This window comes from Bradyrhizobium viridifuturi, assembly GCF_001238275.1.
GTDB classification, from domain to species: Bacteria; Pseudomonadota; Alphaproteobacteria; order Rhizobiales; family Xanthobacteraceae; genus Bradyrhizobium; species Bradyrhizobium viridifuturi.
Map to the genome: position 1 here is coordinate 45,688 of NZ_LGTB01000047.1, position 19,588 is coordinate 65,275.

Here is a 19,588-nt window from a genome sequence, read left to right on the forward strand (position 1 = left end):
CGAACCCCGCCGCCGGACGTTACATCCGCCCGTCGGATATCCGCTCACTTTCTTGCGAGGCGTGAGGATACCGCTCCTCGCCATCCTCGATCTGCCGGGGCGGCGCGGGCGGCGCCACCGGCCGCACGGCAGCCCCGGGCGGACGGCGGGGTGCCGGCCCCCGGGTTCCCGCCTTGAGATTGGCTTCGGCCAGCCGTGCCTCGCGGGCCCGCTCCCTCGCCCGTGCTCCCTCGCGGTAACGCGCGAGGACGCCCGCCGCCGACGAAGCGCCCCTCGCCCACAGGCTGACGAAATGCCCGGCGACGCGACCCGTGGTGCCGCCGGCCCAGACCAGCTCGAACGGCGAAAACAGCCGCCAGCGGTCATCGCCCCACAGAATGCTGCGCGCGATCAACTGGCCCGCGAGCGCCGAGGTGTTGAGCCCCTGCCGGCCGAAGCCGCTCGCCACCCACAGGCCCCTGCGCAATTGGCCGATCTGCGGCATGCCATGCACGGTGACGCCGACCGCGCCGCCGAACGTATCGGCGATCGGAGGCTTGCCGAGCTGCGGAAACACCGTGGCGATGCGGCGCTGCACGGCTGCACCGAACCGCTTCGGCCGCGCATCCCAGGTGGTTTCGGGACTGGCCCACAACAACCGATCGCCATCGACGACGCGGAAATGGTCGATGCCGTCGCTGTCGACGACCGAGCCCGTAAAGGCGATCGTCTCCGCCAGCCGCTCCCCGAGCGGCTCGGTCAGCGCCGCGTAGCGCCACACCGGAAGCAGCGTATCGGACAGGCGCTTCAGCGGCGCACCGAGATGGATATTGCCGGCGAGGACGATGTGGTTGGCGCGCAGTCGCGCCGACGGCGTCACGATGCGTTTGCGGATGCCGGAAAAATCGATGCTGACGACCGGCGTCTCCTCGAAGATCCGCACACCCGCGCGCGTCGCCAGCGCGGCGAGGCCGTGGACGTATTTGCGGCCGTCGATCTGGAACGCCTTCGGATAGTAGATGCCGTGGAAATAGCGGCCGGTCCGCAGCACGCTGCGCACGCGATCGACCTGCCAGCCTTCGACTTCGGTCGCAAATTCCTCGCCCAGCGTCTGCAAGCGGCTGATCAGCGCCTCGCCGACATCGACATTGGAGACCTCCAGCGCGCCGTCGCTTGGGCTGATGCCCGGGATCAACTCCTCGGTGGCGGTGGCGCGAACATAGTCGGCGCCCTCCTTCGACAGCGCCCACAATTCGCGGGCGTCATCGAGGCCGACGCGCTCGATCACATCTGCGATCGGCAAGCCGAAGCCCGGCATCACGGTGCCGAGATGGTGGCCGGAGGCGTTCCAGCCGACCTGGCGGCCCTCGAGCACGGCGACGCTGGCGCCGAGCCGTGCCGCCTCGCGGGCCACCGTCAGCCCGGCCAGCCCCGCCCCGACCACGCAGATATCGACGTCGAGGTCGAACGCCAGGCGGTCACGAAACGGCGAGGCCGCCGCATCGGGGCCGTCCGCCGCACTTGTGGAAGTCTCGCTCATGTCGTTTCTTACGAACCGCTGCGGCGCTTGTCACCTTGTCCAGGGCATGAGCCTGTAGAATTAATTCGACCAGACCGAATCGAGATGGAAGTCCATGCGCCGTTTGCTACTGCTGCGTCACGCCAAGACCGAACACGACGCGCCCTCGGGGCAGGACCAGGACCGCCGTCTCGACGAGCGCGGCCACCGCGATGCTGCCGAGATCGGCGGCTGGATCGCTCGCCACCCGCCTTTGCCCAATCTGGCGCTGGTGTCGCCCGCGGTCCGCACCACGCAGACCTTCGAGATCGTGCGCGAGGCACTGAAGGGCGCGGGACCTGCGCCGAAGGTCGACTTCGTCCCGGAACTCTACGGCGCCGATCCGGCGCAGCTGCTGACCGCGATCCGGATGGCCTCGGTCACCGATCCGAAGCAGCTGATGCTGATCGGACATAATCCCGGCATGCACGAGCTGGCGCTGGCGCTGACGCTGACCGGCAGCGGCGACGAGGCGGCCAAGCGCGCGCTCGCCGACAATCTGCCGACCTCGGGGCTCGCCGTGTTCGACTTCGCGATCGACGACTGGAACGAGGTCTCCTTCCGGCGCGGCAAGCTCGTCCTGTTCGTCAGCCCTAAACTGTTGAAGCAGGCCTCGCGCGGCTGACGCAAGCGGACACCGCCGCTCCGCCATGCTATGTTGACGATCGCGCGACAGGGGGACCGGTTCGCGTCGACCACGAGCTACTGCAAGAACAAGAAGGCGCGCGTCCCGCCACAGGGACCAAACGGCTCCAGACCAATCGCGGACAGGAGGCGCTGATGTACAAGTCCATTCTCGTGCCGATCGACCTCGCCGATACCGATCTGGCGAAGCCTGCGATCGCAACCGCTGCGACGCTGTCGCAAACCTGGAACGGCGCGGTGCGTCTGCTCAACGTGCTGCCGATGACGCCGGTGATGCTCGCCGAATACGTGCCGGCGGATTTCGACAGCCAGCAGCGTGAAACATCGGAAGAGGCGCTGGCGATCGTGGCGCGCGAATCCGGCATCGCGCCCGGGCGCATCTCCGGCGTGGTCCGCCAGGGCGGCATCTATCACGAGATCCTCGAGGAGGCCGCGACCATGAAGGCCGACCTGATCGTGATGACCTCGCACCGCCCGGCGATGCGCACCTACTTCCTCGGCTCCAATGCCGGCCACGTGGTGCGCTACGCCAAATGCTCGGTGCTGGTGGTCCGGCACTGAAGCGCGATCGGTCCGGCCGCACCGCGCACCATCTCGACGACCGCGGCAGGTGCGCGCCGCCGAAATATCGAAAATAACCCCATGCAAAGGAGCCAGGTGGCCGCTTCCCCGCCCGGCCCCCCTCGCCCGCACGGGATCAGCTCAACGGATCCGCACCAGCTCCAGGTCGAAGTTGCCGGCCACCGCGGTCTCGATCTGGCAGCGCGAGATCCCGATGTCGCGCAGCGTCCGGTCGTCGAGCTGGCGCAGCGTCTTGATCGCCTCGCGGCGCACCCAATAGGTCGCGAATGCATCGCCCGACACGCGGAGCAATCGGAGCAATCCGCCCAACATACTGGACCGCACGGGCGCTGCGGCGGCTGAGGATATCGTCGTCATTGTCATCTCCATCGATGCCCAGACGGCAAAGCTATGCCGTTGACACAAATGCCGTTTCAGCACCTGCGCCGTCGTGACCTCGGATTGCTTGCGCTCTCCTCGGTGCAATCATGGGCTTGTTCCCTCTTAAATGATCCGGTACATTGCTCGGAGCAAGGAAAACATTGCTCTCGGTGCAATAATGTCGAGATTCGAATATCTGAAGCTGGCGGATGCGGTGGCCGCCGAGATCGCCAGCGGCGCGCTGAAGGCGGGCGACCGCCTGCCGCCGCAGCGTCATTTCGCCTATGACCGCAACATCGCGGTCTCGACCGCGAGCCGGGTCTATACCGAGCTGTTGCGGCGCGGGCTGGTGGTCGGCGAAGTCGGCCGCGGCACCTTCGTGTCCGGCGAGGCGCGCCGCGGCAACGCGGCCCCGCCCGAGCCGCGCGGCGCCCGCATCGACCTCGAATTCAACTATCCGCTGCTGCCGCACCAGGCGACGATGATCGCAAAGAGCCTCGAGGGGCTGGAGCGGCCCGAGGTGCTCGAGGGCGCGCTGCGGCCGGCGACCAGTTACGGCACGCGGGCGGCGCGGACGATCTCCTCGGAATTCCTCGCGCGCAAGAGCTGGGCGCCGAATCCCGACCAGATCGTGTTCACCGCCAACGGCCGACAATGCATCGCCGCGGCGCTCGCCGCCGTGGTGCCGCCTGGCGGACGCTGCGGCGTCGAGGCGCTGACCTACCCGTTCGTGAAGGGCATTGCCGGGCGGCTCGGCATCACGCTGGTGCCGCTCGCGATGGACGAGCACGGCGTGCGCCCGGATGCGGTGCAGAAGGCGCATCGCGAGGCCCATCTGTCCGCGCTCTACGTCCAGCCCACGATCCAGAACCCGCTCAGCATCACGATGCCGGCCGAGCGCCGCGCCGAGCTGTTGCGCGTGATCGAGAAGCTCGGCCTCGTCGTCATCGAGGACGGCGTCTATGGATTCCTCGACGACGAGGTGCCGCTGGCCGCGCTCGCGCCCGACAGCTGCATCGTGCTCGACAGCCTGTCGAAGAAGGTCGCGCCCGGCCTTGCGCTCGGCTTCATCGTCTCGCCGCCGCGGCTGCGCGAAAGCATCATGGCCGCGGTGCGCTCGGGCGGCTGGACCGCGTCGGGATACGCCTTCGCGGCGGGTCAGCGTCTGATGGCCGACGGCACCGCCGCCGAATTGTCACGGCTGAAGCGAATCGACGCCGGCCGCCGCCAGCAGATCGCAGCGAAGCATCTGGCCAATTTCGAGATCCAGACCAACCCGAAGTCCTATCATCTCTGGCTGACCCTGCCGCCACATTGGCGCTCGCAGACCCTGGTCGCGGCCGCGGCACGCCGCGACATCGCGCTGACGCCGTCGACGACCTTCGCCGCCACGCCTGGGCACGCGCCCAATGCGGTGCGGCTTGCGCTCGCCGCGCCGCCGATGGAGCAACTGGACCTCGGCCTGCGGACGCTGGCGGGAATGCTGAGCGCGACCGAAGAGGATTTTGACTCGACGGAGTGACATCGCACGTTCACTCCGAGGCGCCGGCCTTCCGCTGCTCGACGCGACAGAGCATCAAAAACCACAGGCCGCATACGTCTTCCGGGCGAGACGAAAATGCGCGCCGTCGGCGACGAAGTCCACATCCAGGCACTGGTTGCCTCGGCGAAACTCCCCGATCACGCCGCACTGCAGATATTCGAGGTTGATCCGCCAGCGCTTCTCTTGCGGCGAGTAGGTCGCAAAGTCGTGCTGCGCGACCGGCGTGTCCTTGCAGATTCCGGCAATATATTGCCGCACTTCGAGCGGCAGAGAATCGATGTGATGGGGATCAACCAGATCATGCTTGTTGCCGACGCTGCCGCCCTTGGAAAGAGCCGGCGCGACACTCAAGAGCACTAGGCCCAGAGCCAGAACGGGGGTCCGGATTGTCATCTGACACTCCAGCTGGAAGCAATTCAGACGGAATGTTACAGCGTGTTGCTTACAGCCCGCTGACAGTCCGGACCGGCGAGAACGTACAGATTTGCCGTTCAGGCAACCGGCCACTGCGCGATGAATCCCCGCGCCATGTACGGCTCGATCTTGTCCCATTCCGTCAGGACGCGGCGACGAAATTCGGGAACGGTGTGCCAGAGCGCACGCGGGACCGCAAAGCTGTCCACCGTCACCAGCATCTTCTCGACCTCCGGCCAGTGCCGATGCAGCGTCATGGGATAGCGCCGCGCGGTCCAGCTGTTGCCGAGACAGATCACGCTCCTGATATTGGCGAGCCCCAACGCCGCGTCGATCACCGGCAGCGAGAAGATCACGTTCTCGCCGGTGTTCTGCGCGCGATGCTCCTCCAGGATCCGCTCCGGCTGCACGCCGCCCGCGACCATCGCGGCCTTGATGACCTCGCATTCCGAGCGGCCATCGCCCGGCGTGATGCCGCCGCTCACGATCGACCAGCGCGCGAAGCCGTCGCGCCAGAGCCGGACCGCCGTGTCGACCCGCTCGGCGACATCGCCGCGGGTGCCGAACACGAAAAGGAGATCGGCGGGCTTGAGCGGCGTCTCGATCAGGTGCCGGGCATTGATCGCGGCGATCTCGTCGTCGGACGGCATCCGCAAACTTCGATCGTCCATGCCCCTGCCCGCTCCGTTCGCGACACCACACGCCGACGATGCCGCGCGCGAGGCAGTGCACGAAGTCACGTTTCATTGCGCTTGATTGCGGTCCGGCTTGGGCAACGGCTTGGGCAGCAGCGTCTCGGGCAATTGATCGAAGCTGTAGCGCCGCGGCCGGTTGCGGCTGACGAAGCCGCCGACCTGCCAGCTGAACAGCGCGGCGAAGCCAAGCAGGAACAGCGCGCCGGTCCAGTTGGATGTCATGAGCGCCATCACCAGCAGGCCGACCATCGCCACTGCAAGCCACGCCAGCACGGCCAGCGCCGCGATGTATGTCTTCGGCCCGAGACCTCCGGACAGCCTCGCCGTGCTGCCGGCCGCCTGCATCCGGCGATGCAGCTCGATGATGAAGTCACGATAGAGATGCCCCTGCGGCGCGACCAGCGTCGCGGTCTGCCATGTGGTCGAGAGGATCGCGATCCGACCGCCCTTGGCGTTGTCGAGGTCGGCGCGAAACCGCTGCTGCTGCATCGACACCGGGCGATAGGACAGCTTCACGGCGGAAATGTCGTTGTAGTCCCACACCCCCGAGCGGCCGGCGATCCGCCACGCCAGCCCATCCTCGGTCAGCTCGAACTGGTGCGCCGAGCCGACCAACGAGGCCTTGTAGGCATAGCGCACGGCGGCGCCCTCGCCTGCCTCCGACCGCTGCTGCAACCTTGTTGGCAATCCGCCGTTCCACCTGTTCGGACACATCCGCGCGCTTGCATGGAGTGTCACGCCTATCCTACAAGCGAGTCATGCCCGAGACGACCTATTTTCCGCGTTACCTCATCCTCGGCGGCGCGATGATATCCGGCGTGCTGCTGGCGCTGGCCGTGCATATGCTCGGCGCGCGCTACGGGCTCGATCTCGGCGGGCTGTGGCGCTCCGATAGCCACGAATTCATGCCGGCAGGTGCAGCGATCGCCTGGTGGCTGATCGCGAGCGTCGGGTTCTCCGGCGGCTACTTCACCGCCAACCTGATGCACAGCGCGGTGGCCGGGCAGATTCCGCAGCGGATGCGCCAGTTCCTGATCGTCGTCGGCGTGCTGATGCTGGCCGGCGCCGGCCAGGCGGCCTCGGCTCCGAGCGCGGTGTCGACCATCTCCGCCGTGCTCGCCGGCCTCGCCGCCCTGTGCCTCGGCGCCGTGATGGCGTTTTGCGGTGCCTATTTTGCGCTGAGGAAGAACTAGCGCGTCTACTCGTAAACGTCCGGACTCCGAGGTAGGTCGCTCCGCTTGGCCGCCACAGACGGCTTATGACCCATCTCCGGCATCACCCCTCCGGCACCCCGGCTATGCGCATGCCCTCACAGAGGCGCTCTTGTCCAGAGAGATAAATAGGATTGTCGCTTATCTTGGCGGCGCGCAAGCGGCGGATCGTAAAGCCCGGGTTGAGCGCAAATCCCGCTTTCGCAGCAGTTCGCGCCTCATCGAGCGCGCCGAGCAAGCCCAAGGCAGCGGCGAGCGAAAAATGGGCGAGAGGATAAGTGGGGTTGGCCTCAATGCTTCGTCGCAGCCAACTGACAGCTTCGGCATCCGCACCGAGATGTAGCTTTGCCATGCCCACAAAACGCATCAACCGGTTGGCAACGAGATCGCGAGGGGACAGACGGAGAGCATCGAGTACATGGCCTTCAGTCTCGGTAGCACGACCCATATAGAATTTGGCTAAACCAATAACGCCATGAGCATAGGCCAAATTGCGATCAAGTGCTAATGCCTGCTCGCATTCGGTAATCCCTTGCGCGGCGCGGTTTGTGTTGATGTAGATGAGTGCCAGTGTCAGGCGGGCCGCGGCAATGCTGGGAGCTAGTGAACGTGCTTTGATCGCGTTCGCTTCGGCCGCCGAAAGAAGCGCGGCTCGTTCGTCCGTTAGCAGGTCGGCTCCCATTGTCAGATCGACGTTTGCCATGCCGATCAACGCCCAAGCCGCTCCGACCCCTTGGGGATCGATCACCAAAGCACGTTCAAAAAAGCCGCGCGCCCTGGCCAAGTCCTCAAGCGTCGGCCCGTTGTACAAGCAGGCAGTACCCTGAAAGAACAGGTCTAGTGCGTCGGGATGCCGCAAGCGCTCCGCTTTTCGTGCCTCGACTACAACGAGTTGGGCACCGAACGAGTTGGCGAGCCTCGATACGATTTCGTCCTGCATATCGAAGAGATCGGCGACAGGTTTTTCGAAGCGCTCGGCCCAAAGATGTTTACGGCTTTCGGCATCGATGAGATGCACGTTCACTCGAAGCCGCTTGCCAATGCGCTGCATGGAGCCTCCAAGCACGTACCGGACGTTCAACTCGCGGCCGACTTGCTGTACGTCGATTGCTTTGCCCTTGTATGAGAACGCGCTGTTTCGGGCGATTACGAACAAGCCAGCGATACGCGACAAGTCCGTTGTCAAGTTCTCGGTTACACCATCGACGAAGTAATCTTGTTCGGGATCGCCGCTGAGGTTGGCGAACGGCAGTACAACGATGGAAACACGAGGCGGTGAAGGTACGCTCGATCCCGTGCGCTGACACCGTGTCGTTGGGTTGGGTTCATCCCAGATCACGGCATAGGCTCGAACCGGACGGTCGATGTTTTTTAGGTTCTGCTCGCCGAGATCGGCGATCTTGCCTCCAACCTTGCCTTGGACTTGCTCGTAAACAGCAGAGGAGATGCAGATCCCGCCGGGCACAGCAATGCCCTCGAGTCGTGCCGCGATATTGACGCCATCGCCAAAGATGTCGTGAGGCTCGACGAGCACATCACCAATGTTGACGCCCACGCGAAAAGCGATGCGCTTGTCTTCCGGGTCGCCGGTCGTAAGTTCGTGGACCCGGGCTTGGAACTTCATCGCAGCCCGAACCGCTTCGACCGCGCTCGAAAACTCCACCAGGAACCCGTCGCCGGTGTTCTTCACGATCCGGCCACCGTGTTCCGCAATTGCGGGCTCGACGCCGTCAGCGAGGAGCCTCATGAGCTTGGCGTGCGTAGCCTCCTCGTCATTGTGCATGAGCCGCGAATAACTCGCCACGTCAGCCGCCAATATCGCCGTCAACCTGCGCTGGACCCGCATTGACCGCTCCTGCAGCATAGTCGCAATCCAACCAGTTACTTTACTACAACAAGTTGAAAGGATTGCCCATCCGCTACGTCGCCTATTGGCCCCAAGGCCGACATGCCGCCATCTCGGTTTCAACGTCACCTTTCGAGTGCAAAGCGGACCGCTACCAATTTGCGAACAACGCCGAGCCAAGTGGAGGCCGGTTCGCGTCAAGAAACCGCGTCCGACAAGAATCAAGTCAGACGACCGATCGCTCCGGCATCCGGTGCAACATCTGGCGACGTCAGCCGCCGGCCGCGGCGGGCTGAACAGATAGCCCTGCGCCTGGGTTCAGCCTTCCTGACGCAGCAGGTCGAACTGGGTATCGGTCTCGACGCCCTCCGCCGTGCCAAGGCGACCAAATTCTGCAACACAGCCAAATGACGCGATGTGCCAAGAACGGACTATGCAGCCGACATATTCTTCACGGTCGCCTCGGCTTGCTCAGCGAGCCAATTCACGAACAATTCGACGCTGCGATCGCCGATCAAATGAGCCGGCCACTGCGCAACCTGAATTTTCGTGCACTCGACGATGGGGTAATTCGCTAGTGCGGACACGAGGCGTCCAGAAGACACCGCATCCGCGACAAGAAGTGAGCGCCCAAGGGTCACACCGGCTCCCTCGGTCGCAGCCGACATGCACATTCCGATGTCGTCCAGTGTCACGCTGCCGGCGGCAGCACCCGATTTCGGCAAACCCAGACGCCTGAACCAGGTAGGCCATCCCCAGTCGCCGGTCCCATTGTCGCCCTTGTGAATGAGCGGCAAAGCCAGCAGGCCGTTGGGGTCCTTCAAGGGACGCCGTTGAGGCAACAAGTGCGGCGCACAGACGGGAAAAATCCGCTCCCAAAACAACGGCAATTGAGTCGACGTCCGCCGTGCGTCTTCGATGGCGTTCCAGACAATTCGCACGTCGAACGGACGCTTTGAGCTTTCCGCAGTCTCCAATGGCTTGAGATCGACGTTGATGGACGGATGTCGCGACGCAAAGTCCGGCAGCCGGCGGACCAGCCACCACGTGGCCAGCGCAGAGCTTGCGCCGACACGTAACGTCGCGCGATTTGGGCGCCGCCGTACCTGGGCATCCAGTGCACCAAGCGCGTCGAGTGCTGCTGCAAGCTCTTGCCTGAGCCGCGCGCCGGCAGGTGTTATCCCGATCCCTGGATTCTGCCGCTGCAGCAGTGCTACCCCGAAGTGTCCTCCAGTTTTCGAATCTGATGGCTGACCGCACTCTGCGTGACGCCCAACTCGGCCGCGGCGCGGGTGAACGAGCCATGGCGGGTGACAGCGTCGAACGCGACGAGGGGCGCAAAAGGTGGCAAGCGGCGTGGCATTTCGATTTCCTCAAGCCATGATACAGATTCATGGGCTTTTGAGGAACCATCATTCGACCGAAGCCTGTCGCTCGGCCATCCATGCTCCATGGAGGCCGGAAACGACCATGCTCGACAAACCTCGGCAGAACGATGATGAAACACCGAGCGCCAGTCGGCCTGCCAACGATCGCCATCGCGCCGATCTCATTTCCCGGGAAACGGCGACGCTGCTTGCAGCGTGCTTGAGCGGCTTCCTGTTTCAAGTCGACCTGACGGCCTTGGCGGCTGCTTTACCCGACATCGGCCGCGACCTCGGTGCCGCTTCCGCACGAGCGGCCTGGACCATCGACATCTACAGCCTTGCCTTGATCTTCTGTTTGCCGATCGCAGGCAGCCTTGCCGACAGATACGGACGCGTTCGAATGTTCACTTGTGGCGCAGGGCTGTTTGGCCTGGCGTCCCTGCTGTGCGCATGCGCGAGCACGCTCGACGTTTTGCTGACATTCCGCGCATTGCAGGGTATCGCCGGTGCCTGCATCACCAGCACCTCGTCCGCCCTCCTGGCTGGTGTCTACGAGGGACCTCGGCGCGCGCGGGCGTTTGGACTTTGGGGCACTATCGTCGGAGCCTCGATGGTCGCCGGCCCGCCGCTCGGATCGTTGCTGGCTGATACGATCGGGTGGCGTTGGATCTTCTGGATCAACTTGCCGCTTTGCGCAGTGCTGGTTTCTCTGGCGCAATGCAAGATCGGCAACGGCCTCGACCGGCAGCACTCGAACGCCAGGGTAGACTGGCTCGGTGCTGGCCTTCTCGCGATCACGTCGGCGGCGCTCGCGTTCATGTTGCTGGAATCACCCCTGCTTGGCGGCATCGCGTCGGCGACGTGCCTGACAGGCCTCGCCGCTTCGGGGATTGCGCTGCTCGTGTTCGTTTGGTTGGAACAGCGACACCCCAACCCCGCCTTCGATCCCAAGCTGTTCGGATCGCGACAGTTCATCGCAATGTGCCTCGTCCCGATCGCGGGATCGATCGGATTCTGGTCGCTGCTCGTCTACGTGCCGCAATTGGCGCGCGGACCATTGGGGCTCAATCCGCTCGAGGCGGGCTGGCTCCTGGTCGCGCTCACATTGCCGATGATGGTGTTGCCGCGCTATGGAGCGGCCTTGACGACCCGCATCCCGTCACGGTCGTTCTTCTGTGGCGGTCTCGCGCTGATCGGGATGGCTGACGTGGCACTCGGTGCGATCTCCGGCGCAAATCGGGGGCCGGACACGCTGGCAATGACGGTCATCGCGCTGCTCGTCAGCGGGTCAGGTTGTGCGGTGATCAACGCTCAGATCACTGCCGCCGCCGTGTCGGTCGTTCCAAGCGATCGTGCCGCGACCGCATCGGCCATTTGCGTCACCATGCGCCAAATCGGCTTCAGCTTCGGGATCGCACTTTTGGGCGCGGCCCTGCAACGCAGTTCGAATGGCGACTATCTCGCCGCGTTCATCGTTGCAGGCGCATCGACCCTTGCCCTGACGACCATCGTCTATTGGCTTATGGACGGGAAGCAGGCCGCATAGCAGCGAGTGATCGACGCAGTAAGCGGACGCCGGTTCAATCAGGCGACCGACCGTTCCGGCATCCGGTGCAACATCTTGGCGACGTCGGCCGCCGGCCGCGGCGGGCTGAACAGATAGCCTTGCGCCTGCGTGCAGCCTTCCTGGCGCAGCAGGTCGAACTGGGTATCGGTCTCGACGCCCTCCGCCGTGGTGACGATGCCGAGACTCTTGCCGAGACCGGTGACCGCGCGCACGATCGCCATCGAGTCCTCGCGCGTCGCCAGATCCGTCACGAACGAACGGTCGATCTTGATCTTGTCGAACGGGAAGCTGCGCAGATAGCTCAGCGACGAATAGCCGGTGCCGAAATCGTCGAGCGAGATGCGGACGCCGAAACCGCGCAGCTCGTGCAGCACCGTGAGCGTCGCCTCGCTGTTCTGCAGCAGCACCGATTCGGTGATCTCGAGCTCGAGCCGATCCGGCGACAGGCCCGACGCATCCAGCGCCGCCCTCACCGACGACACCAGGTTCGGATTCTTGAACTGCACCGGAGACAGGTTGACGGCAACCGCGATATCCGCGGGCCATCTTGCGGCCTCCGCGCAAGCCTTGCGCAGCACGATCTCGCCGAGCGGGACGATCAGTCCGGTTTCCTCGGCGACTGGGATGAAGTTGTTGGGCGCGATCAGCCCGCGCAGACTGTGATTCCAGCGGGCCAGCGCCTCGAAGGCGACCACTCGATCGCCCTCGACGTCGCGGATCGGCTGGTAATAGACCTCGAACTCGTCGTGCTCGAGCGCAAGCCGCAAGTCACGCTCCAGCAGCCGGCGCGCCTGCGCGCGCGCATCCATCCCGGTCTCGAAGAACCGGTAGGTGCCGCGTCCGTCGGCCTTGGCGCGGTACAGGGCGAGATCGGCCTTTTGCAGCAGCTCGTCGGGATCCTTGCCGTCCTCGGGTGCGAGCGAGATGCCGATGCTGACGCCGATCACGAGCTGGTGGCCTTCGATCTCGTAGGGCGCGGCGATCCGCTCGACCACGACGCTTGCCAGCGACGACACCACGGAGGGCTCGCAATTGCTGCAGAACTGCACGATGGCGAATTCGTCACCGCCGAGCCGTGCCACGGTGTCGTGCTCGGTCACGCATTCGCCGAGCCGGCGCGCGACCTCGCGGAGCAGCGCATCGCCGATCGGATGTCCGAGCGTATCGTTGATCTCCTTGAAATGATCGAGATCGAGGCAGAGCACCGCGAGCTGGTCGGAGCGCTTGGCGAGCCGCGAGGCCTTCTCGAGCTGCTCGCGGAACAGCGTGCGATTCGGCAGGTTGGTCAGCGCGTCATGCCGCGCCATATGTGAAATCTGTTCCTGGGCCTGCTGCCATTCGGTGATGTCTTCGAAAGTCGCAACCCAGCCGCCGCCCTTCATCGGCTGGTCGACGACACGGATCGCGCGCTCGTTGCGGCTGATGATCCGCGTTCCGCTGTTGCCGGCCTTCGCCTCGGCGATCAGGGCCTCGCAGAGCTCTTCGGGATCGCCATCCCACTCGCCGACGGAATGCAGGTCCTGCAGGACGTCGATCAGCAAACGCCCCTGCAACGGCACCCGACTGCGGCCCATCATCTCGCTGTAGCGCTCGTTGAACAGCATGATCCGGCCATCGGCATCGAACATGCAGAGGCCCTGCGACATGTTCTCGAGCGCGGTGTCCAGCACCACCTTCTGCTTGTGGAGCTCGGTCTTGGCGCGGCGATCGAGGATGGAGGCGATCAGCGACAGCCCGAGGATCGCGAAGGCGGCAACCGCGGTCATGAACGAGAGCACGCGCGGCGAGACCGAAAGCCCATCGGGAACGATGGTCGGATCCGGAAAGAGCGTCACGGCGCCCATCGCGGTGAAATGATGCGAGACGATCGCAACGGTCAGAAGACCGGTCGCGGCCGCGGTGATGCCAAGACGTTCACCGCGGGTGGCGACGACCAGCGCGAGCGCGCCGAACAGGCTTCCGAATGCGATCGAGGCGAACACGATGCCGGGCGACCAGACGACGCGCGCCGGCAATTCCAGCCCCAGCATGCCGGTGTAGTGCATCGCCGCGACACCGACTCCGACGATGGCGCCACCGGCGGCGACCGTCGGCCAGCGTTCGTTGAGCGTTGCGACGGCGAGCCCGATGGCCAGGATCGCAACCGCGAGCACCAGCGAGAGCAGCGTGATCGGAATGTTGTAGCCGGCCTCGATGCCGGGATCGTACGCCAGCATGGCGACGAAATGGGTGGCCCAGATACCGCAACCGCCGACGGCCGCGTCGAGGCCGATCCAGATCTCACGGGCGCGGCCCTGTGCGGCGCGAGCCCGGTGAAACAGGCTGATCGCGACGGCGCTGGCGAGCAGGCAGATCACCCCACCGAGGACGACCAACCGCCAGTCATGTTCCAAGGTGAGACAGGTGAATACGCGATACATATAGGCCCCCGTTATGGACCCATAAGAACAAGCGTATTCGTGTACGAACGGTAACCGCACCGCAGCAAGGTTCCACGGATGGTGAAGAAGCCTTGAATGCGCACGATACAATCACGGAAGACGGCAATCCGCCGGTGCAATTCGTCTCAGCCGCGCAACCCCGGCACCAGTTCGGCTCCGGTCTCGACCTTGAGCGACGAGCCGGCGAAGTCATTTCCGATCGACTGGCAACGGCCGCCGAGATGCTTGGCGAGGAACGCTTCGGTGACGCCGTAGAACGCAAGCCGGTTTTCCGGCCGCACAAAGCCGTGCCCCTCGTCGGCGAATGTGATGTAAGTCACCGGTACGTCACGCTGCTTGAGCGCGTTGACCATCTGCTCGGACTCGGCAGCCACAACTCTCACATCGCGCATGCCCTGTGCGATCAGGATCGGCTTCACGGCACGGTCGATGTGGGTCAGCGGCGAACGCTCGACCAGGAACGCCCGGCCGGCCTCGGTGCCGGGATCGCCGAGCCGGTTCTTCCAGATGCTGATCCACGGACCCCAATAGGGCGGGATCGTCGCCATGAAGGTGACCAGATTGGAGATCCCGAACAGATCGACGATGCAGGCGAACACGTCCGGTGTCCTGGTCGCCGCGACCAGCGCCGAATAGCCGCCATAGCTGCCGCCGAAGAAGCCGACGCGCTTCGGATCGGCGATGCCCTGCGCGATCGCCCAATCGACCGCATCGATCAGATCGTCATGCATCTTGCCGCCCCATTCGTGGTCGGCGGCGGTGACGAAGGCTTTGCCGAAACCGGTCGAGCCGCGGTAGTTGACGGCCAGCACCGCATAGCCGCGGTTGGCGAGCCACTGATGGACCGGGCTGAACCCCCAGCTGTCGCGGTAGTACGGCCCGCCATGGATCACCAGCACCAGCGGCACGCGGCCCGCTTCGGCTTCGACCGGCCGGGTCAGGTAGCAGTTGAGGCGCAGGCCATCGCGCGAGGGAATCGCGACCGGCTCCAGCTTGCGCAGCGCGAGACCGTCGAGCGCGCGGCGCTGGGTGAACAGCTTGCGCACCTCGCGGGTCTTGCGGTCGAACAACGCAAATTCACCGCTCTCGGTGTCGCGCTCGAAATGGACCGTGCCGAGGCGGAGATCATCGCTGTTGCTGACGAAGCTGATGTCGCCGGCGCCGTAGCGGCTCAGATCGGCGAGGTCGTTGGTGAGGCTCTGATCGACGGCGTGCCAGCGCATCCGGTCGGTGATCGCCAGCGCCGCCAACGGCCGGCGCTCCTCGTCGAAGATCGCCCGCACGATGTCGGCATCATCGTCGGCCGCAAGCAGCGTGGTCTGGCGCGTCGCCATGTTGAGCGCGAACAACGCCGCCTTGTCGCGGCCACGTGAATCGATCAGGTACAGCGTCTTGCCGTCGGTGCTGAAATCGAGCAGCTGGGTCGTATCGGTCTCGGCGATCGGCACCGTCATGAACGGAGCCCAGCTGCCGTCCGGATGGCGCTCGAACATCTCGGCGGAGCCGTCGGCGATCAGGCGCGACGCCAGCCGCAGCTGGAACGTGCTGTCGGTGATCAGCCCGGTGTAGTCGTGGTTCTCGTAGACGAGTTCGCTGCCGCCGGTCACGATGTTGACGCGGTACATGTCGAAGTAGCGCTTGTCGCGCTGGTTGTGCCGCAGCAGCATCTCCTCGGGAAACTTGCGATCGGATTCCTGCAGGAAGGCCCTGACGCCGGTCTCCGGCGACAACGGCACAATCTTCCCGTCGGTGATGTCGACGCTGGCGGCACGCCAGTTCTCGTCGCCGTCACGCTCGCGGAAGAACACCACGTGGCGATTGGTATGTGCCCAGCGATAGCCGGCCGAGATGTTGCGATCGGTGACGCGGGTCACCGGCCGTGCCGCCTTGGGATCGGACAGCGGGGCGACCCAGAGATTGTTCACACCATCGAGCGGCGCGACGTAGGACAACTGCGTGCCGTCGGGGCTAAGGCGGACGTTGATGTAGTCAGGATTGTCGAAGAATACCTTGCGCGCGATCAGGGCGGCTGCCTCACCGCGCGCCGAACCGATCAGGCCGACAAATGGCAGCGACGCGCCAAGCATCGCGGCGCGGCGCAGCAACAGGCGACGGTCGATTGGCGCAGGCATCTGATTGCCCCCCGTCGGCGACTGTCACCGACGGCGCGAGGTTAAATGCGGCACCGCGACCGCGCAACGACGGCCTGGTTCATTGCCGCGCTTGTGATGAGGCACCGATCCAGACCAGCGCGGCGGCAGCAAGCAAGACGCCGGCGGAGATCACGAGGGCCGCGTGCAGGCCTGCCATGAAGGCCGCGGAGCGGCCGACCATCGAGCCGAACAGCGCGACGCCGAGCACGCTGCCGGTCTGCCGGGTCGCATTCAGCACCCCGGCCGCGATTCCGGCGTGCTGCGGCTCGGCGCTGCCGAGCAGCGTCGAAGTCAAAGGCGGCACCAGCAGGCCGAGGCCGCCGCTGATCGCGAGCAGTTGCAGGCAGATCGCGCGATAGCCGGTGCCTGGACCGATCAACAGCATCGCCAGGCATCCGGCGGCCGAGATCGCGGCGCCGAGCGCGATCGCCGACGGCGCGCCGATCCGCTCCGCGGCATGCGGCGCGATCAGGTTGGCGGGCAGCACTGCGCCGAGCATCGGCACGAATGCGAGGCCGGTTGCAAACGCCGACAATCCGTTGACCTGCTGGAAGTACAGGCTGAGCACGAAGATCAGCCCGTAGAATGCGACGTTGACCAGCAGGCCGACCATCGAGGTCAGCGCGAACATCCGGTGGCTGAACAGCGAGAGCGGCAGCATCGGCTGCGCGGCGCGCACCTCGCGCCAGACGAACAGCACGGAGAACACGGCGGCCAGCGCGAAGCCTGCGACCACGAACGGGCTGCTCCAGCCAAGCGCGCCGCCTTCGATCAGCGCGCCGGCCAGCGTGCTGAGCGCGGCGATCGCTGCAATTTGCCCGGGCAGATCGAGCCTGTGCTGCTGATGGCGGGTGGTTTCGCCGGCAAAGCGCCAGGCGAGCCACAACCCGGCGAGGCCGATCGGCAGGTTGACCAGGAAGATCGCGCGCCAGCCGACCAGCGTGATCAGCGCGCCGCCGACGAACGGGCCGGCGGTCAATGCAAGGCTCGCGCCTGCGGCCCAGACGCCGACCGCGCGTCCGCGCGCCGTCTCGTCCGCATGGGCGTGGCGGAGCAGCGCCAGCGAGTTCGGCACCAGGATCGCCGCGGCCAGTCCCTGCACGCAGCGCGCGGCGATCAGCGTCACGGCGTCGGGCGCGACGGCGCAGACGAGCGATGAAGCGGTGAAGATGGCAAAGCCGGCCATGAAGATGCGCTTGGCGCCGATCCGGTCGCCGAGCGCACCGGCGGTCAGGATGAAGGCGGCAAACGCGATGGTGTAGGCGCTGACCACCCATTGCAGCTCGGCAACGCCGCCGCCGAGCGAGCCGCCGATGGCGTTGAGCGCCGTGTTGACGATGGTGACGTCGAGCTGCACGACGCCGTAACCGAGACTCATGGCAGCGAGCGTCAACGTCGCCGCCAGCCCGGCCGTCCGCCGATGCCGTGCCGCGCGCCGGTCCGGCACGCGCCGGACGTTCGGGGATGTCTGTTGCATGGTCTTGACCTCGCTCTTCGCAACCAATGCCAGAGGTAGGTCTTCGTTTCACAGTAACACTTCGCTACTGATCGAAGTATGACATCGCCATGTTGCGCGGGCCGTGCGGCCGCGGCGATCTTGCGCGGCGTTTTGCCTCAATAGACCTACGGACCGCCCCCCAAGGCGCCTCATTCCCGCCCAAACGGTGATCCACAGCCCTTCACGCGCATGCACGCATCGACTTCACGCTTTGGTAAACGCCGCGGCCACCTTCAATGTCCCCATGCTGACGCATACCGTCTATTCGCTTCGCTCCGACAGCCCCGCGGCGATAGCAAAAATCGGCAAAAAGCGCGACAAAACCGGCTGAAACGCCGGAACATACACCTGGTCCGCTGCCGCAGCGGACATGGCCGCGACTCACATTCCGCAGAGCGAGAACATATGTAGGGCGTATGACAATGACGCTGGACGGGAGCCGAACCTTGGCTTGTCAAGGGCTGCACAACGCATCGGTTTTGCCTTATGGGTCATCGCGTACGGTGCGTTTGCCCGTCACCCGTCGCCATTCGTGACCGGGTCCCACTGAAATTGTCCCTGCCGGGAGGATGAATGCTTCGGCTGCTGACCGCGCTTAGGCGTGGCTTCAAGGAAACGATCGGCTGGAAACGGCTCGGGATCGCCGCGAGTGTGTTGATCATCGCGTTCGCGATCACGACGCTGGTCCACACCCTGAAGGGCGTCGATACCGGCATCATCCTCACCGCGCTGACCGACATCGCGCCGCACCGGATCGCGCTCGCGGCGCTCTGCGTGGTCGGAGCGTTCTGCACCCTCACCTTCTATGACTTCTTCGCGCTGCGCACGATCGGCAAGACCCACGTCCCCTACCGTATTGCAGCGCTATCGAGCTTCACCAGCTACACGATCGGCCACAACATCGGCGCCACCGTCTTTACCGGCGGCGCGATCCGCTTCCGGATCTATTCCGACTACGGCCTCTCCGCGATCGACGTCGCCAAGATCTGCTTTCTGTCGGGACTGACCTTCTGGCTCGGCAATCTGTTCGTGCTCGGCTTCGGCATGGCCTGGCACCCGGCGGCCGCATCGGCGATGGATCTGCTGCCGCCGGCGATGAACCGTCTGATCGCGCTCGGCTGCCTTGCCGGCATCGGCGCCTATTTCGTCTGGCTCTTGACCGGCGACAAGCGCCGCGAGCTCGGCCAGAACGGCTGGAAGGTGGTGCTGCCCTCGGCCAAGCTGACGCTGCTCCAGATCATCATCGGCGTGGTCGATCTCGGCTTCTGCGCGCTCGCGATGTACCTCCTGATGCCGACCGAGCCGCATATCGACTTCGTCTCGCTGGCGGTGGTGTTCATCCTGGCGACGCTGCTCGGCTTCGCAAGCCACGCTCCGGGCTCGATCGGCGTGTTCGACGCCGCGATGCTGGTGGCGCTGCCCGAGTTCAGCAAGGAGCAATTGCTGGCGACGCTGGTGGTGTTCCGGATCCTCTATTTCCTGATCCCGTTCGGGATCTCGATCTCGATCATGGGCATGCGCGAGCTGTGGCTCAACGTGGTGCGGCCATGGCAGGAACGAAAGAGATTAAGCCAAGCCTGCACGGCTTCGGCGACCGTGCGGCAACCGATCGAAAGCCGGCAGCAGCAGATCAGGCGGCTGAGACGGTAACAGCGACGTTATCAGCCCTCGGTCCCGGTTTCGATGCCGGATTTTTGGTCCCCGCAGCCGCTTCTCTTATTTTCGCCGT

The 19,588-nt window shown here is 65.1% G+C and carries 17 protein-coding genes; 6 read left to right on the plus strand and 11 right to left on the minus strand.

Features of this window, described 5'->3' with window-relative positions:
- Positions 1-19: 19 nt before the first annotated feature.
- On the minus strand, positions 20-1,519 hold the full coding sequence (locus ALC15_RS34035; RefSeq protein WP_050631067.1) for an NAD(P)/FAD-dependent oxidoreductase: 1,500 nt from the start codon (positions 1,517-1,519) through the stop codon (positions 20-22).
- Positions 1,520-1,613: 94 nt separating this feature from the next.
- Between ALC15_RS34035 and ALC15_RS34040 the strand changes: the two genes are divergently transcribed.
- Positions 1,614-2,162 (plus strand): SixA phosphatase family protein, encoded by a 549-nt coding sequence (locus ALC15_RS34040; RefSeq protein ID WP_050631068.1) that lies wholly within the window; start codon positions 1,614-1,616, stop codon positions 2,160-2,162.
- A 155-nt stretch (positions 2,163-2,317) separates the two neighbouring features.
- Positions 2,318-2,743: a universal stress protein gene (locus ALC15_RS34045; RefSeq protein ID WP_021077991.1), complete on the plus strand. Its 426-nt coding sequence runs from the start codon at positions 2,318-2,320 to the stop codon at positions 2,741-2,743.
- 141 nt (positions 2,744-2,884) lie between these two features.
- Here ALC15_RS34045 and ALC15_RS34050 read toward each other — a convergent pair whose 3' ends face one another.
- Positions 2,885-3,046: a DUF1127 domain-containing protein gene (locus ALC15_RS34050; protein ID WP_094194290.1), complete on the minus strand. Its 162-nt coding sequence runs from the start codon at positions 3,044-3,046 to the stop codon at positions 2,885-2,887.
- Between the two features lie 256 nt (positions 3,047-3,302).
- Here ALC15_RS34050 and ALC15_RS34055 point away from each other — a divergent pair, with 256 nt between their 5' ends.
- The gene (locus tag ALC15_RS34055) at positions 3,303-4,646 is read left to right on the plus strand and encodes an aminotransferase-like domain-containing protein (RefSeq protein WP_050631069.1); all 1,344 of its coding nucleotides are present in this window, start codon (positions 3,303-3,305) and stop codon (positions 4,644-4,646) included.
- Between the two features lie 54 nt (positions 4,647-4,700).
- Here ALC15_RS34055 and ALC15_RS34060 read toward each other — a convergent pair whose 3' ends face one another.
- The 3 genes from ALC15_RS34060 to ALC15_RS34070 all read right to left on the minus strand — a co-directional run bounded on the left by ALC15_RS34060 (position 4,701) and on the right by ALC15_RS34070 (position 6,463).
- Positions 4,701-5,060 (minus strand): hypothetical protein, encoded by a 360-nt coding sequence (locus ALC15_RS34060; protein WP_128089658.1) that lies wholly within the window; start codon positions 5,058-5,060, stop codon positions 4,701-4,703.
- 98 nt (positions 5,061-5,158) lie between these two features.
- Entirely contained in the window at positions 5,159-5,752 is a 594-nt protein-coding gene (locus ALC15_RS34065) for a YdcF family protein (protein WP_050631071.1), read from the minus strand.
- A 72-nt stretch (positions 5,753-5,824) separates the two neighbouring features.
- Entirely contained in the window at positions 5,825-6,463 is a 639-nt protein-coding gene (locus ALC15_RS34070) for a hypothetical protein (RefSeq protein WP_244486373.1), read from the minus strand.
- A gap of 71 nt (positions 6,464-6,534) precedes the next feature.
- Here ALC15_RS34070 and ALC15_RS34075 point away from each other — a divergent pair, with 71 nt between their 5' ends.
- Positions 6,535-6,969: a hypothetical protein gene (locus ALC15_RS34075; RefSeq protein ID WP_050631073.1), complete on the plus strand. Its 435-nt coding sequence runs from the start codon at positions 6,535-6,537 to the stop codon at positions 6,967-6,969.
- 82 nt (positions 6,970-7,051) lie between these two features.
- On the opposite strand, the gene ALC15_RS34080 is transcribed toward ALC15_RS34075, so the two are convergent.
- From ALC15_RS34080 to ALC15_RS48010, 3 genes are all read right to left on the minus strand, one after another.
- Positions 7,052-8,851 (minus strand): adenylate/guanylate cyclase domain-containing protein, encoded by a 1,800-nt coding sequence (locus ALC15_RS34080; RefSeq protein ID WP_050631074.1) that lies wholly within the window; start codon positions 8,849-8,851, stop codon positions 7,052-7,054.
- Between the two features lie 413 nt (positions 8,852-9,264).
- Positions 9,265-10,044 (minus strand): LysR substrate-binding domain-containing protein, encoded by a 780-nt coding sequence (locus ALC15_RS34085; protein WP_094194284.1) that lies wholly within the window; start codon positions 10,042-10,044, stop codon positions 9,265-9,267.
- A gap of 2 nt (positions 10,045-10,046) precedes the next feature.
- Positions 10,047-10,286: a LysR family transcriptional regulator gene (locus ALC15_RS48010; RefSeq protein ID WP_094194291.1), complete on the minus strand. Its 240-nt coding sequence runs from the start codon at positions 10,284-10,286 to the stop codon at positions 10,047-10,049.
- Positions 10,287-10,303: 17 nt separating this feature from the next.
- On the opposite strand from ALC15_RS48010, the gene ALC15_RS34090 reads away from it, so the two are divergent.
- Positions 10,304-11,746: an MFS transporter gene (locus ALC15_RS34090; protein WP_162240536.1), complete on the plus strand. Its 1,443-nt coding sequence runs from the start codon at positions 10,304-10,306 to the stop codon at positions 11,744-11,746.
- Between the two features lie 38 nt (positions 11,747-11,784).
- Here the strand turns inward: ALC15_RS34090 and ALC15_RS34095 are convergent, their stop codons facing one another.
- The 3 genes from ALC15_RS34095 to ALC15_RS34105 all read right to left on the minus strand — a co-directional run bounded on the left by ALC15_RS34095 (position 11,785) and on the right by ALC15_RS34105 (position 17,838).
- Entirely contained in the window at positions 11,785-14,187 is a 2,403-nt protein-coding gene (locus tag ALC15_RS34095; RefSeq protein WP_050631077.1) for a bifunctional diguanylate cyclase/phosphodiesterase, read from the minus strand.
- Positions 14,188-14,333: 146 nt separating this feature from the next.
- Positions 14,334-16,340 carry a S9 family peptidase gene (locus ALC15_RS34100; RefSeq protein ID WP_094194286.1) on the minus strand — a complete coding sequence of 669 codons (2,007 nt, stop codon included), beginning with the start codon at positions 16,338-16,340 and terminating at the stop codon, positions 14,334-14,336.
- A gap of 79 nt (positions 16,341-16,419) precedes the next feature.
- Complete coding sequence (locus tag ALC15_RS34105) at positions 16,420-17,838, minus strand: MFS transporter (protein ID WP_094194292.1); 1,419 nt, start codon at positions 17,836-17,838, stop codon at positions 16,420-16,422.
- Positions 17,839-18,432: 594 nt separating this feature from the next.
- On the opposite strand from ALC15_RS34105, the gene ALC15_RS34110 reads away from it, so the two are divergent.
- Positions 18,433-19,509: a lysylphosphatidylglycerol synthase transmembrane domain-containing protein gene (locus ALC15_RS34110; RefSeq protein WP_050631078.1), complete on the plus strand. Its 1,077-nt coding sequence runs from the start codon at positions 18,433-18,435 to the stop codon at positions 19,507-19,509.
- The last annotated feature ends 79 nt before the right edge of the window (positions 19,510-19,588 follow it).

Coding starts and splice junctions, on each gene's coding strand:
- ALC15_RS34045 (WP_021077991.1), top strand. CDS start 2,318: ATGTACAAGTCCATTCTCGTGCCGATCGACCTCGCCGATACCGATCTG.
- ALC15_RS34080 (WP_050631074.1), bottom strand. CDS start 8,851: ATGCTGCAGGAGCGGTCAATGCGGGTCCAGCGCAGGTTGACGGCGATA.
- ALC15_RS34055 (WP_050631069.1), top strand. CDS start 3,303: ATGTCGAGATTCGAATATCTGAAGCTGGCGGATGCGGTGGCCGCCGAG.
- ALC15_RS34060 (WP_128089658.1), bottom strand. CDS start 5,060: ATGACAATCCGGACCCCCGTTCTGGCTCTGGGCCTAGTGCTCTTGAGT.
- ALC15_RS34100 (WP_094194286.1), bottom strand. CDS start 16,340: ATGCCTGCGCCAATCGACCGTCGCCTGTTGCTGCGCCGCGCCGCGATG.
- ALC15_RS34095 (WP_050631077.1), bottom strand. CDS start 14,187: ATGTATCGCGTATTCACCTGTCTCACCTTGGAACATGACTGGCGGTTG.
- ALC15_RS34065 (WP_050631071.1), bottom strand. CDS start 5,752: ATGGACGATCGAAGTTTGCGGATGCCGTCCGACGACGAGATCGCCGCG.
- ALC15_RS48010 (WP_094194291.1), bottom strand. CDS start 10,286: ATGGAGCATGGATGGCCGAGCGACAGGCTTCGGTCGAATGATGGTTCC.
- ALC15_RS34105 (WP_094194292.1), bottom strand. CDS start 17,838: ATGCAACAGACATCCCCGAACGTCCGGCGCGTGCCGGACCGGCGCGCG.
- ALC15_RS34090 (WP_162240536.1), top strand. CDS start 10,304: ATGCTCGACAAACCTCGGCAGAACGATGATGAAACACCGAGCGCCAGT.
- ALC15_RS34110 (WP_050631078.1), top strand. CDS start 18,433: ATGCTTCGGCTGCTGACCGCGCTTAGGCGTGGCTTCAAGGAAACGATC.
- ALC15_RS34035 (WP_050631067.1), bottom strand. CDS start 1,519: ATGAGCGAGACTTCCACAAGTGCGGCGGACGGCCCCGATGCGGCGGCC.
- ALC15_RS34075 (WP_050631073.1), top strand. CDS start 6,535: ATGCCCGAGACGACCTATTTTCCGCGTTACCTCATCCTCGGCGGCGCG.
- ALC15_RS34040 (WP_050631068.1), top strand. CDS start 1,614: ATGCGCCGTTTGCTACTGCTGCGTCACGCCAAGACCGAACACGACGCG.